Raw genomic sequence first — 11,625 nt, forward strand, 5'->3', positions numbered from 1 at the left:
ACGACGTGCGCAGATTATGCCCCGGTAGAGTGCGGCTATGTCAAGGTCAAGGCAGGCGCTGATGGCCGACCTGCAGGCGACGCTCACCCAGGCCGTGGCCGACGCGATCCTGGTGCAGCAGGCGGCGGCCGACCGCGTGGGGCTGCCGCTGGCCGACTTCAAGTGCCTGACCGCGCTGCTCGAACAGGGCTCGGCCACCGCGGGCGAGCTGATGCGGCGCACCGGCCTCACCAGCGGCGCCGTCACCCGCATGGTGGACCGCCTGGAACGCGCCGGTTGGGTCCGGCGCACCCACGACACGGTCGACCGCCGCCGCGTCATCGTCGAACCCGTCGCCGCCCGCCTGGCCGAGATCGAACCCCTCTTCGCCGGCATGGCGACCGGCTGGAACACGGCCCTGGCCGACTACGACGAGGCCCAGCTGCACCTGCTGCTCGACCTCTTCCGGCGGATGCGCGCCCTGGCCCGCGAGCAGGCCGCAGTCATCCGCGCCGGCCAGGGCTGACCGCATGTCGCTGCCGACCCCCACGCTGCACACCGCGCGCCTCCGGCTGCGGCCCTTCGGCGACGCGGACACGGACGCGCTCTTCGCGCTGCACAGCGACGCCCACGTGCTGCGCTACTGGGACGCGCCGCCGTGGAGCGAGCCCGCGCGCGCCGGGCGGTTCATCGCCGCCTGCCGGCAGATGGCCGCGGACGGCACCGGAGCGCGCCTGGCCGTGGACCGCGACGCCGGCGGGGCGTTCATCGGCTGGTGCAGCCTGACCCGGTGGAACCCCGGCTACCGCAGCGCCGAGCTCGGCTTCTGCTTCGCCGGCGCGGCATGGGGCCACGGCTACGCGACCGAGGCCGCGAGGGCGCTGCTGCACTGGGCGTTCGGCACCCTGGACCTGAACCGCGTGCAGGCCGAGACCGACACCCGCAACGCCGCCTCCGCCCGGGTGCTGGAGAAGCTCGGGTTCGTACGGGAAGGGACGCTGCGCGAGGACTGCGTCGTGAACGGCGAGGTCTCCGACTCCTGGGTCTACGGGCTGCTCGAACGGGACTGGTCGGGAGCGAACACCGGCGGCTGACCCGTCGCCTCCAGGACGGAGAGCCACAGGTCGCCGTCCGGGTCGACGAGGTTGCGGGAGCTGATGGCCAGGGCGATCGGCACGTGCACGAACCGCCCGCGCCAGCGGCCGACGACCATTTCCGTGCGGCCCGCCATGGCGGCGTGGACGGCGGCGTGGGCGAGGCGGATGCAGTACACGCTGTCGTAGGGATCGGCGGGCACGCTGCGGATGGTGTAGCTCGGGTCGATGTACTTCAGGTTGGCCTCGACCCCGGCGGCGTCGAAGTGCGCGGCGATCCGGCCGCGCAGGTAGCGGCCGAAGTCCTCCAGGCGCGCGTTGCCCGACGCGTCGCGGCCCGTCGCCGACAGGTACTCCTGGCCCGCGCCCTCGGCCACGACGACCATCGCGTGGCCGCGGTCGAGCACGCGGCGGCGCAGGTGTTCCAGGAAGCCGCCCGGGCCGTCGAGCGCGAACGGGACCTCCGGGATGAGCACGTAGTCGGCGTCGTTGTTGGCGAGGGCGGCGTAGCAGGCGATGAAGCCCGAGTGCCGGCCCATGAGCTGCACCAGCCCGATGCCGTTGGGGAACGCGGTGGCCTCGACGTGGGCGGCGCGGATCGCCTCAGTGGCCTTGCCGAAGGCGGTCTGGAAGCCGAAGGAGCGCTCGATGAAGGGGATGTCGTTGTCGATCGTCTTCGGCACCCCGACGACGGCGATCCGCAGGCCGCGCGCGGCGACGGTCTCGGCGATGCGCAGGGCGCCGCGCATCGAGCCGTCGCCGCCGATCACGAACAGCACGTTGAGGCTCAGGCGTTCCAGGCAGTCGACGATCTCGTCCGGGTCCTGGTTGCCGCGCGAAGTGCCGAGGATCGTTCCGCCGTACTCGTTGATGCCCGCCACCACCTCCGGGTCCAGATCCACGACGGGGCGGCCGTAGCGGGCGGTCAGCCCCTGGTACCCGTTGCGGAAGCCGACGATCCGCCGGACGCCGTAGTGGTTGGTGAGCTCCAGCACCAGCGCGCGGATGACGTCGTTGAGGCCCGGGCAGAGCCCGCCGCACGTGACGATGCCGACCCGGGTCTTGGACGGGTCGAAGTAGATCTTCGAGCGCGGGCCGCCGGGTTCGAAGGCGGGCAGTTCGGCCACCGGCACGCCGCGCGCGGCGACCAGGGCGACGGTGTCGTCGAGCAGGACGCGGTCGGTCTCGTCGACGTAGTGCTGGGTGGTGCCCTGCCGGCGGAGCAGCGCCGACAGGGGCGAGTCGACCCGGCACTCGCCGAGCCGGGCCACCTCGAGCTGCGCGCGTTCGTCGACCATGAACCCATGGTCCGCCGGTGTCGTTTCGGGCCGGTTAATCGCTTGAGGCGCGGCCGGGCCGGGGTCATCGTGGAAGCATGCGGGTGACGTTTGTACGGTTCCCCGACCACGATCGCGCGCACGTACGCATCGAGCGCGATGACGGCGTGGTGTACAGGATGGATTCGGGTCCTTCGGGTCCTGAGATGCCGCACGATCTCGTCCACTACACGGTCGAGGACGCGTTCGGCATGCGCGACGGGATCTGGGGGTCGATCGCCGGGGGTGTCGTGTTCCGCAGCATGCACCACGTCTCCGGGCGCCGGCCGCCGCACGCCGCCGAGCGGTCCAAGGACCTCATCCGGGAGCACCGCGAGCTCATCAAGCGCGCCGAGCACCTGGGCGGGCTGTGCGAGCGGGCGGCGGCGCTGCCGGACGAGGATCTGGCGCGGTTCGCGGTGCGGGACGCGTACATCCCGATGACCGTCGAGCAGTTGCGCACGGCGGCCGGGGCGCTGCGGCGGGCTCAGGACGCGTGGTCGCGGCTCGCCGTCGGCGACGAGCTGGTGCTCGAATGGCCGGGCTGGCGGCGGCTCACAGCAGCGCCGACGCCTGGGCGGACGGCACGACCGGGACGATCTCGAATTCGACCAGGTCGCTCCAGCTCGTGACCCAGCGCATCAGCGTCGTGAGGTCGTCGCACTCCATGAGCTGGTAGCAGCGGGCGAAGTCGGCGGCGACCCAGCTGTCGACGTACCGCAGGCCCTCGGGCAGCATCCGGCCCTGCTGGCGGGCGCGGGCGTAGACCGGCTCGGCCTGCCCGCTGCGGAATCGTTCGATCACCATGAACAGCATGTCCGCCAGTATCCAGGCTCCGGGCGACCACCCCACCGTCGCCGCCCGGAGCCTGGATGCGCTCGCGATGTAACGGAATGAAACGTCCTGTAACATCGCTGGACATCAGCAAACCGCCGTCCGGACCAACTGTCAAGTGTCCTAACAGAAAGAGGGTGACGAATGGCCGGCCATCGCCGGGTGACCGTGCGCGACATCGCCGCCGAGACCGGCATGTCGATCGCCACCGTGTCGCGCGCGCTCAACGACCACCACGCGGTGACGCCCGCGACGCGCGCCCTCGTGCACGACGCGGCCGAGCGGCTGCGCGCGCGGATCGGGGTCAGCGGCAAGACCAAGGGCGGCATCGTGTTCGTGCGCTGCCCGTACGTGCTCACCGACTACTTCGGGCTGATCGTCTCCTCGATCGCCGAGACGCTCACCCTGCACGGCCGCCAGCTCGTGCTCACCGCCGGCGAGGCCGCGCAGCGCACCCAGCTGCTGGCCGACCTCGACGGGCGCGAGGGGGTCACCGGCGCCATCGTGATCCTGCCGCCGGAGCCCGGCGACGACCTGGTCGAGCTGCAGCGGCGGCGGATGCCGTTCGTGGTCGTCGACCCGCGCACCACGCTGCCGCGCGACATCGTCTCCGTCTCGGCCGCGCACTTCGCCGGGGCCCGCCGGCTCACCGGGCACCTCGTGAAGCTCGGCCACCGGCGCATCGGCGTCATCGGCGGCCCGACCGAGTGGCTGGCCAGCGACGCCCGCCTCGCCGGGCACAACGCGGCCCTGGCCGACGTCGGCGTGCTGCCCGTGGCCGAGCTGCTGCGCAGCGTGGAGCCGACCACCGAGCACGGCCACCGGGCCGCGGGCGAGCTGCTCGACCGGGCCGAGCGCCCCACGGCGCTGGTGTGCTTCAACGACAAGGCGGCCGTCGGTGCGCTGCGGGCGGCGGCGGAGCGCGGCTTGCGGGTACCGGCGGATCTGTCAATCACCGGTTTCGATGACCTGGACCTCGCGCAGGCCACCGGCCTCACCACGGTGCGCCAGCCCCTGCAGGAGATGGGCCGGATGGCCGTGTCGCTGCTGGTCCGGCTGCTGGAGCAGCACGAGCTCGACGCGCTGCACGTGGAGCTGGCCACCGAGCTGGTGGTGCGCTCGTCGACCGCCCCGCCGCCGCCCGCCTGACGGGTGCGATCCTGGTGGCATGACCCCGCGCATCTGGTTCGTCCTGCAGCACCGCCCGGGCCCGGCCGCCAAACCCGGTGTCCGCGTCACCGACCAGCCGGGTTTTCAGGAGCACCTGGCGTTCCTCAACCGGCGGGCCGAGGACGGGACGTTAGTGGCGGCCGGGCCGTTCGACGACACCGACGGCGCCGTGGACGAGGGCATGACGGTGCTGGCCACCGCCACCCTGGACGACGCGCTGCGGCTGGCCGAGTCGGACGACGAGGCCGTGCGCTCGGGGCTGCTCGCGGTCACCGTGCGCACGTGGACGGTCGTCATGACGCCCGGCGTCGCGGAGGACTGACCCTTGCTGTTCGTCTACCGCTCGCACTACGAGGGGCAGTGGAGCAAGCACATCCGGCGGCTGCCGGACCGTACGGTGCTGGACTGGTTCCGCCGCGGCTGGGACGCGGACGACCCCGACGGCTGGGCCGAGGCCGAGCTGGGCGTCGACCCCTACGGCCTGCACACGGTCTTCGACGCCGCCGCCGAGCACGACCTGCCGAAGCCGTCGACGACCGACGAGCTGCGCGCGCTGCTGCATGAGCACCTGTACGTCGAGGGCGAGCCCGGCGAGTACATCCTGCTCGACGAGCACAGCCTGCGGGTGCGCACGGACGACGACGAGGTCGAGCTCGCGTACTTCTTCCTCGCCGACGAGGCGCTCGCCGCCCACCCCGAGCGACTCGCGTACGTCGTGCACGACGGCCCCCTGCCCGTTTTTCATACACAAGGCGAGGGCGAGCCGAGCACGTTCGCGGTCTTCCTGACGTACTACGACGGGTCGAGCCTGGAGGCCACGCCGCCGTTCGTGTTCCCCGGCGTCGCCCTGCCGGAGCTGCCGGCGCACCTGCGCGCGGCCGAGCCGGACCCGTCCGTGTGGCCGCCCGAGCTGATGGTGCTGCAGGCGCTGACCGCCCCCGACGACGAGACCGTGCGCCCGGCCCTGGAGCGCTGCAACCGCTGGCCCGGCTTCAACATCAACTCGGACCCGTGGCCGGAGGACATCACCGACGCCTGGGCCGTGCTCGCCGGCGCCGAGTTCCACTCGGGCCGCGACCCGGAGTTGAGCGTGCTGCACGCCGGCGAGCACCTGGCCCAGCTGGCCATGCACTGCGATGAATTCTTCGGGTTTCAGCAGTGGTACCTGTTCGACACCGACTGGGCCGCCGCCCACCCGGACCTCGCCTCCTCGCTGCTCCGTTATGCCACGCACTGGGATCCGCTGAGCCTCCTGCCCAGGGGAGCTCCGCTCCACCCGGACCCCCTCGAAACCGAGCCGGCGTAATCTGCGCGCCTTGCTCGCCGCCCGATCGGGGTGTTCCCCCGTTGCATTGACGGCGGTCGACAGGGCGGCTATGTTAGCGCTCACACAGTCGAGGGAGCCGCCATGACCCGCCTGTCTGCGTTGACGCTTGCCGCCCTGCTCCTGCTGCTCGGACTGCCCGCGCCGGAACTCCGGCTCGCGGCGGCCACGCAAGTGAGCGTTCCCACGCCTGTCATGGGCTGGGCGTCCTGGAACAGCTTCGCGGCGAACATCGACGCGACCGTCATCAAGCGCCAGGCCGACGCGATGGTGAGCACGGGGCTGGCGGCGGCCGGATACCAGTACATCAATATCGACGAGGGCTGGTGGCAGGGCACCCGCGACGCCTCCGGCAACATCACCGTCGACCAGAACGAGTGGCCCGGCGGCATGGCGGCGATCGCCGACTACATCCACGGCAAGGGCCTCAAGGCCGGCATCTACACCGACGCCGGCCGCGACGGCTGCGGCTACTACTACCCGACCGGCCGCCCGGCCGCGCCCGGCTCCGGCAGCGAGGGCCACTACGCGCAGGACATGCTGCAGTTCGCCCGCTGGGGCTTCGACTTCGTGAAGGTCGACTGGTGCGGCGGCAGCGCCGAGGGCCTCGATCCGCAGGCCGCGTACCGCGCGATCAGCACCGCCGTGGCCCAGGCGAGCGCGAGCACGGGCCGCAAGCTGCTGCTGTCGATCTGCAACTGGGGCGTCGGCGCGCCGTGGGACTGGTCGCCCGGCCTGGCCCCGATGTGGCGCACCAGCACCGACATCATCTACTGGGGACAGACGGCGAACCAGTCCATGGTGCTCACCAACTTCGATCGCGGCCTGCACCCGGCGGCCCAGCACACCGGCTACGTCAACGACCCCGACATGATGATCGCGGGCATGCCCGGCCTCAGTGCCGCCCAGAACCGCACCCACATGAACCTGTGGGCGATCTCCGGCGCGCCCCTGCTGCTCGGCGCGAATCTGACCACTGTGGACACATCCGCGCTGAAGAACGCCGACGTCATCGCGGCCGACCAGGACCCCCGCGGACTGCAGGGCAGCAAGGTGGCCGAGGACAGTGCCGGGCGCCAGGTGTACGGCAAGATCCTCGCCGGCTCCGGCAAGCGCGCCGTCGTGCTGCTCAACCGCACCGGCTCGGCCGCCACGATGACGGTCCGCTGGGCCGATCTCGGCCTCACGTCCGCCACGGCCACGGTCCGGAATGCCTGGACGGGCCAGAGCACCTCCGCCGGTACCGCGTACAGCGTCCCGGTCCCCGCCGGCGACTCGGTGTTCCTGACCGTTGCCGGCACCGACGCCGCCGCGACGACCTATGAGGCCGAGTCCACCGCCAACACCCGCACCGGCTCGGCCGCCACCGCCACCTGCCCCGGCTGCTCGGGCGGCGCCAAGGTCGGCAACGTCGGCAACGGCGGCACGCTGCGCTTCAACGGCGTCGCGTCGGCCAACGGCGGCTGGGCGGTCGCCACCATCGCCTACGTCAACGGCGACGCGACCGCGCGCACCGCCACGCTGCAGGTGAACGGCCGACCGTCCACTGTGGTCGCGTTCCCGCCCACCGGATCGTGGACGTCGGTGGGGATTGTGAGCGTGGCGGTACCGATGCAGCCTGGAACAAACACGCTGACGTTCGCCAATGCCGGGGCGTGGGCACCGGACCTGGACGCCGTCGAGGTGCGCGCGCTCGCGGGCGGGGTGGCCGTCACCGGCACGCAGTCGGGGCGCTGCGTGGACGTCGACGGCGCCGCCGCCACGAACGGCGCGAAGGTCCAGCTGTGGGACTGCAACAACCAGATCAACCAGGCCTGGACGCTCACGGGATCGAAGCAGCTGAAGGTGTACGGCGGGAAGTGCCTCGACGCCTACAACAACGGCACCGCGAACGGCACGACCGTCGACATCTGGGACTGCAACGGCCAGGCGAACCAGCAGTGGACCCTGGGCGCGGACGGCACGATCCGCGGTGTGCAGTCGGGCCTGTGCGTGGACGCCTACAACAACGGCACCGCCAACGCGACGAAGCTCGTCCTCTGGTCCTGCAACGGCCAATCGAACCAACGTTGGATTCTCGGCTAGCCCGCTCACCCCGCACGTCACGCCGGGGCGGCCCGGTCCCGGCGTACCGTGAACGCATGCGAGTCCTGGTCGCGGGGGCCACCGGCGCGGTGGGCCGGCCGCTCGTACCGCTGTTGCTCGACGCCGGCCACGACGTCATCGGCCTGTCCCGCTCGGACGCGGGCGGCCGGTGGATCCGCGCCCAGGGCGCCGAATCCGCGCAGGCGGACGCGCTGGACCGCGACGGCCTGCGCCGGGCCGTGGAGGGCGCCAACCCGGACGTGGTAATCCAACAGCTCACCGACCTCATCGGCGGCGACGGCGCCGCGAACAACCGCCTCTACCGCGACGGCACCCGCAACCTCGTCGAAGCGGCCACCGCGGCGGGCGCCGGCCGGTTCCTCGCCCAGTCCATCGCCTTCGCGTACGAGCCCGGCACCACCCCCGCCGACGAGCAGGTCCCCCTCTTCGTCCACGCCGACCCGCCATGGCGCGACAGCGTGACGGCGATCGCGACCCTGGAGGAGACGTCCCTGGCCTTCGGCGACACGGTCGTCCTGCGCCTGGGCGTCCTGTACGGCCCCCGCACCTGGTACGAACCGGGCGGCGCGGTCGCCTCCGCCCTGTCGGGTGAGCCGGGCGCCCCGTTCATCGCCAACCTGACCCCCGACGACTCGATCAGCTCCTTCGTCCACGTGGCCGACGCGGCCCGAGCCTTCGTCGCCGCCCTGGACTGGCCCCCGGGCGCGGTGAACATCGTCGACGACGAGCCCGCCGCGGGCCGCGAGTGGATTCCGGTGCTGGCCGCCGCCCTCGGCGCACCGGCCCCCGCCCCGATGAACGTGCGGCAGGACTGGGCCCGGGGCGCGAGCAACGCCCTGGCCCGCTCGCGCGGCTGGCGCCCGGTGTTCCCGACGTGGCGTACCGGCTTCGCGGCCCAGACCGGCTAGAGCGGTGTGGGGGTCCCGGGGTCCTGCGCGAGGAGCCGGAGGTGCTCCGCCTGTGACTGCCGCGGTGCTGATCGGGCCGCGCACCCCCCCGGGCAGCTCGACGGGGCCCTCAGCGGGGCGGGCGTCGAACTGCCCGGGGACGTGCTCGACCGCATCGACCGCGATCGTCGCGCCCGGCACGGACGTGAATCCGGCCGGCAACTACGGCACGACCCCGCCGGTGCTGGTCGACGAGAAGCTCAGGCGGCGCGGCGGGCCCTGACGGCGGCGGCCAGGTCGTCCAGCAGCGCAGCCGTGGTGTCCCAGGACATGCACGCGTCGGTGACGCTCTGGCCGTAGGTCAGCTCGCCCCCCAGGTCCTGGCGGCCCGCCACCAGGAAGCTCTCCAGCATGATGCCGGCGATGCCGTCCTGGCCGGCGGCGAGCTGGTCGGCCACCTCGCGGGCCACCGAGGCCTGGCGGACGTGGTCCTTGCCGCTGTTGCCGTGGCTCGCGTCGACGATCAGCTTGCGGGGCATGGCCGCCTTCTCCAGGCGGGACAGGGCGTCCGCCACGTCCTCCGGGCCGTAGTTCGGGCCGGTGCGGGCGCCGCGCAGGATGATGTGGCAGTCCGGGTTGCCCGTCGTGGAGACCACGGCGGCGCGGCCGTCCTCGTCCACGCCGAAGAAGACGTGGCGGGAGGCGGCGGTGCGGCAGCCGTCGATGGCGACCTGGACGTCGCCGTCGGTGCCGTTCTTGAAGCCGACCGGCATCGACAGGCCCGAGGCGAGCTGACGGTGGACCTGGCTCTCCGGGGTGCGGGCACCGATGGCGCCCCAGGAGACGGCGTCGGCGATGTACTGCGGGCTGGTCGGCTCCAGGAACTCGCAGCCGACCGGCAGGCCGAGGGCGAGCACGTCCAGCAGGAGCTCGCGGGCCATGCGCAGGCCGCGGGGGACGTCGAAGGTCTCGTCCAGCCCGGGGTCGTTGATGAGGCCCTTCCAGCCGACGGTGGTGCGGGGCTTCTCGAAGTACACACGCATCACGATCGCGAGGTCGGGGGACAGGCGGTCGGCGAGCTCGGCGAGGCGGCGGGCGTAGTCGACGGCGGCGACGGGGTCGTGCACGGAGCAGGGGCCGACGACCACGAGCAGGCGGTCGTCGGCGCCGGTGACGATGCGGTGCACGTCGTCGCGGCCGCGCTGTACGACCGCGGCGCGCTCGTCGTCCATCGGCAGATCGGCGGTGAGCTCACGCGGGGTGAACAGCGGCCGGTAGCCGGTGACGCGCAGATTGCTGGTTTCCATGGCCCGTCTCGGTTCCTTCCAGGGAGGCGGGCCCGGTGTCACCAGCCCGCCGTCTTCACGACGAAGGGCAGAGACGACGACGTCTCTGCCCCTGCTGGCTCCGGGTGAACTAGGTCAGCGCAAGCGACCGCCGGCTCCACCCGGAGCCACGGTAAACGCGCGATAACCCAGCATCACGCGGCCACTGTACCGCATGTGCGCGGGACCTTCGGCCCTGCCGCCCGCATCCTGGGAGCTTCTACCGTCGGGGGCAGATGGGAAGGAGGCCCGTGATGAGCCGGTGGAATGTGGCGGACGTGATGACGTTCGGCGCCGTGTCCGTGACGGAGGACACGCCCTTCAAGGCGATCGTCGACCTGCTGGAGGCGCACGGCGTCAACGCGGCGCCGGTGGTCGACGCGGCCGATCGCGTGGTCGGCGTCGTGTCCTCCGCGGACCTGCTCCCGAAGATCGAGCTCGCCGGTACCGCCAAAGCGCACGCGACCGCCGCCGGTGAGCTGATGAGCGCGCCCGCCATCACCGTCGCCGGGACGGCCGCGCTGCCGACCGCGGCGCGCATCATGGAGGCGGCGGGGCTCAAGCGGCTGCCCGTCGTCGACGCCGGCGGCCGGCTCATCGGCATGGTGACCCGGCGGGACCTGCTGAAGGTGTTCCTGCGCTCCGACGAGGAGATCCGGCGCGAGATCGCGGGGCTGTGCGAGCGGGCGGGCGTCCGGGTCGAGGTCGCCGACGGCGTGGTGACGCTGCTCGGCGAGGTCCGGCGCGGGGCCGCGATCCCGCAGTTCGTGCGGCGCGTGGAGCGGGTCGACGGCGTGGTCGACGTCGTCAGCCTGCTCAACTGAGCGCGGCGTCCAGCTCGTGCCGGATCCGGTCCGCCGCGTCCCGCAGCACCGCGATGGTGTCCGCGTCGTACTGTCCAGGCCTCGCATGCAACGCGCAGTGCGTGCCGATCGTGTGGCCGTCCGCGGTGGCGATCGGCACCCCGGCGTACGAGTGGATGCCGGCGGCGGTCAGCGGGCCCCCGTCCACGTCGCCGCGCGTGTCGAGGGCGATGTCGGGGACGAGCTGCGGCCGCCCCTCGGTCACCACGCGGCTGCAGAACGACCACTCGGCCGGCGCGCCGCCGATCGCGGCGGTCATGGTGCCCTCGGCCCCGTGCGTGGCCATGGTGAGCACGGCCCGGTCGAGCAGGATGTTCACCGCGGTCAGCGAGCCGGGCAGGCGGCCGGCGGTCTCGGCGGTGATCCGGCCGAGGGCCTGGCGCAGGTGCGGGTCGGTCAGGTCGTACCGCGTGATCGCCCGCAGCCGGTCCACGTCGGTGAGGTGCTCGGTCACTGGACGCTCCGGATGGTGTGGTCGGCCGCGGAGAGGTACTCGAACGTGCTGAGCCGGATGTCGAGGGACTGCGCGCACAGCCCGACGACCGGGTCGGACTCCTCGCGCATGGCCGCGATGACGGCCGGCAGGGTCGGCTCGCCGCCCGCCCGGTCCGTCACCCGGCGCCAGATCGCCTCGGACCGCTCGCCGAAGACGTTGTCGAGCGCGGTGCGGGCGTCGGCGAGCGACGGGGCCCGCAGGCCGTACGGGCCGGGCGCGTTCATGCGGCTC

At 72.7% G+C, this 11,625-nt stretch carries 15 protein-coding genes; 10 read left to right on the top strand and 5 right to left on the bottom strand.

Going from position 1 to position 11,625, the window contains the following annotated elements:
• Nucleotides 1-37 precede the first annotated feature (37 nt).
• Complete coding sequence (locus ACQPZ4_RS14940; RefSeq protein WP_433060613.1) at nt 38-505, top strand: MarR family winged helix-turn-helix transcriptional regulator; 468 nt, start codon at nt 38-40, stop codon at nt 503-505.
• 4 nt (nt 506-509) lie between these two features.
• On the top strand, nt 510-1,073 hold the full coding sequence (locus tag ACQPZ4_RS14945) for a GNAT family N-acetyltransferase (protein ID WP_433060615.1): 564 nt from the start codon (nt 510-512) through the stop codon (nt 1,071-1,073).
• Here ACQPZ4_RS14945 and ACQPZ4_RS14950 read toward each other — a convergent pair.
• Nucleotides 1,025-2,371 (bottom strand): ATP-dependent 6-phosphofructokinase, encoded by a 1,347-nt coding sequence (locus tag ACQPZ4_RS14950; RefSeq protein WP_433060618.1) that lies wholly within the window; start codon nt 2,369-2,371, stop codon nt 1,025-1,027. The two genes, ACQPZ4_RS14945 and ACQPZ4_RS14950, sit on opposite strands and share 49 nt — an antisense overlap.
• 77 nt (nt 2,372-2,448) lie before the next feature.
• On the opposite strand from ACQPZ4_RS14950, the gene ACQPZ4_RS14955 reads away from it, so the two are divergent.
• Entirely contained in the window at nt 2,449-3,021 is a 573-nt protein-coding gene (locus ACQPZ4_RS14955) for a hypothetical protein (RefSeq protein WP_433060621.1), read from the top strand.
• On the opposite strand, the gene ACQPZ4_RS14960 is transcribed toward ACQPZ4_RS14955, so the two are convergent.
• Nucleotides 2,945-3,205 carry a DUF3303 domain-containing protein gene (locus ACQPZ4_RS14960; protein ID WP_433060623.1) on the bottom strand — a complete coding sequence of 87 codons (261 nt, stop codon included), beginning with the start codon at nt 3,203-3,205 and terminating at the stop codon, nt 2,945-2,947. The genes ACQPZ4_RS14955 and ACQPZ4_RS14960 overlap by 77 nt on opposite strands.
• A gap of 162 nt (nt 3,206-3,367) precedes the next feature.
• Between ACQPZ4_RS14960 and ACQPZ4_RS14965 the strand changes: the two genes are divergently transcribed.
• The 6 genes from ACQPZ4_RS14965 to ACQPZ4_RS14990 all read left to right on the top strand — a co-directional run bounded on the left by ACQPZ4_RS14965 (nt 3,368) and on the right by ACQPZ4_RS14990 (nt 8,993).
• Nucleotides 3,368-4,372 (top strand): LacI family DNA-binding transcriptional regulator, encoded by a 1,005-nt coding sequence (locus tag ACQPZ4_RS14965; protein WP_433060626.1) that lies wholly within the window; start codon nt 3,368-3,370, stop codon nt 4,370-4,372.
• A 19-nt stretch (nt 4,373-4,391) separates the two neighbouring features.
• Complete coding sequence (locus ACQPZ4_RS14970) at nt 4,392-4,715, top strand: YciI family protein (protein WP_433060629.1); 324 nt, start codon at nt 4,392-4,394, stop codon at nt 4,713-4,715.
• A gap of 3 nt (nt 4,716-4,718) precedes the next feature.
• Nucleotides 4,719-5,699, top strand: coding sequence for a hypothetical protein (locus tag ACQPZ4_RS14975; protein WP_433060631.1), 981 nt, complete (start codon nt 4,719-4,721; stop codon nt 5,697-5,699).
• 102 nt (nt 5,700-5,801) lie between these two features.
• On the top strand, nt 5,802-7,802 hold the full coding sequence (locus tag ACQPZ4_RS14980) for a ricin-type beta-trefoil lectin domain protein (RefSeq protein WP_433060633.1): 2,001 nt from the start codon (nt 5,802-5,804) through the stop codon (nt 7,800-7,802).
• Nucleotides 7,803-7,858: 56 nt separating this feature from the next.
• Nucleotides 7,859-8,731 (top strand): NAD-dependent epimerase/dehydratase family protein, encoded by an 873-nt coding sequence (locus tag ACQPZ4_RS14985; RefSeq protein WP_433060636.1) that lies wholly within the window; start codon nt 7,859-7,861, stop codon nt 8,729-8,731.
• A 52-nt stretch (nt 8,732-8,783) separates the two neighbouring features.
• Nucleotides 8,784-8,993, top strand: coding sequence for a hypothetical protein (locus ACQPZ4_RS14990; RefSeq protein WP_433060639.1), 210 nt, complete (start codon nt 8,784-8,786; stop codon nt 8,991-8,993).
• On the opposite strand, the gene ACQPZ4_RS14995 is transcribed toward ACQPZ4_RS14990, so the two are convergent.
• Nucleotides 8,971-10,017 carry a 3-deoxy-7-phosphoheptulonate synthase gene (locus ACQPZ4_RS14995; protein WP_433060642.1) on the bottom strand — a complete coding sequence of 349 codons (1,047 nt, stop codon included), beginning with the start codon at nt 10,015-10,017 and terminating at the stop codon, nt 8,971-8,973. The two genes, ACQPZ4_RS14990 and ACQPZ4_RS14995, sit on opposite strands and share 23 nt — an antisense overlap.
• A gap of 272 nt (nt 10,018-10,289) precedes the next feature.
• Here ACQPZ4_RS14995 and ACQPZ4_RS15000 point away from each other — a divergent pair, with 272 nt between their 5' ends.
• The gene (locus tag ACQPZ4_RS15000; RefSeq protein WP_433060645.1) at nt 10,290-10,859 is read left to right on the top strand and encodes a CBS domain-containing protein; all 570 of its coding nucleotides are present in this window, start codon (nt 10,290-10,292) and stop codon (nt 10,857-10,859) included.
• Here the strand turns inward: ACQPZ4_RS15000 and ACQPZ4_RS15005 are convergent.
• Both ACQPZ4_RS15005 and ACQPZ4_RS15010 read right to left on the bottom strand, forming a co-directional pair.
• Complete coding sequence (locus ACQPZ4_RS15005; protein ID WP_433060648.1) at nt 10,852-11,352, bottom strand: GAF domain-containing protein; 501 nt, start codon at nt 11,350-11,352, stop codon at nt 10,852-10,854. The two genes, ACQPZ4_RS15000 and ACQPZ4_RS15005, sit on opposite strands and share 8 nt — an antisense overlap.
• Nucleotides 11,349-11,618: a hypothetical protein gene (locus tag ACQPZ4_RS15010; RefSeq protein WP_433060650.1), complete on the bottom strand. Its 270-nt coding sequence runs from the start codon at nt 11,616-11,618 to the stop codon at nt 11,349-11,351. The genes ACQPZ4_RS15005 and ACQPZ4_RS15010 overlap by 4 nt, the downstream gene beginning before the upstream one ends.
• Nucleotides 11,619-11,625: the final 7 nt, after the last annotated feature.

Source organism: Dactylosporangium sp. CS-033363 (assembly GCF_050942475.1).
GTDB lineage: Bacteria > Actinomycetota > Actinomycetes > Mycobacteriales > Micromonosporaceae > Dactylosporangium.

Coding starts and splice junctions, on each gene's coding strand:
- ACQPZ4_RS14940 (WP_433060613.1), top strand. CDS start 38: ATGTCAAGGTCAAGGCAGGCGCTGATGGCCGACCTGCAGGCGACGCTC.
- ACQPZ4_RS14945 (WP_433060615.1), top strand. CDS start 510: ATGTCGCTGCCGACCCCCACGCTGCACACCGCGCGCCTCCGGCTGCGG.
- ACQPZ4_RS14950 (WP_433060618.1), bottom strand. CDS start 2,371: ATGGTCGACGAACGCGCGCAGCTCGAGGTGGCCCGGCTCGGCGAGTGC.
- ACQPZ4_RS14955 (WP_433060621.1), top strand. CDS start 2,449: ATGCGGGTGACGTTTGTACGGTTCCCCGACCACGATCGCGCGCACGTA.
- ACQPZ4_RS14960 (WP_433060623.1), bottom strand. CDS start 3,205: ATGCTGTTCATGGTGATCGAACGATTCCGCAGCGGGCAGGCCGAGCCG.
- ACQPZ4_RS14965 (WP_433060626.1), top strand. CDS start 3,368: ATGGCCGGCCATCGCCGGGTGACCGTGCGCGACATCGCCGCCGAGACC.
- ACQPZ4_RS14970 (WP_433060629.1), top strand. CDS start 4,392: ATGACCCCGCGCATCTGGTTCGTCCTGCAGCACCGCCCGGGCCCGGCC.
- ACQPZ4_RS14980 (WP_433060633.1), top strand. CDS start 5,802: ATGACCCGCCTGTCTGCGTTGACGCTTGCCGCCCTGCTCCTGCTGCTC.
- ACQPZ4_RS14985 (WP_433060636.1), top strand. CDS start 7,859: ATGCGAGTCCTGGTCGCGGGGGCCACCGGCGCGGTGGGCCGGCCGCTC.
- ACQPZ4_RS14995 (WP_433060642.1), bottom strand. CDS start 10,017: ATGGAAACCAGCAATCTGCGCGTCACCGGCTACCGGCCGCTGTTCACC.
- ACQPZ4_RS15000 (WP_433060645.1), top strand. CDS start 10,290: ATGAGCCGGTGGAATGTGGCGGACGTGATGACGTTCGGCGCCGTGTCC.
- ACQPZ4_RS15010 (WP_433060650.1), bottom strand. CDS start 11,618: ATGAACGCGCCCGGCCCGTACGGCCTGCGGGCCCCGTCGCTCGCCGAC.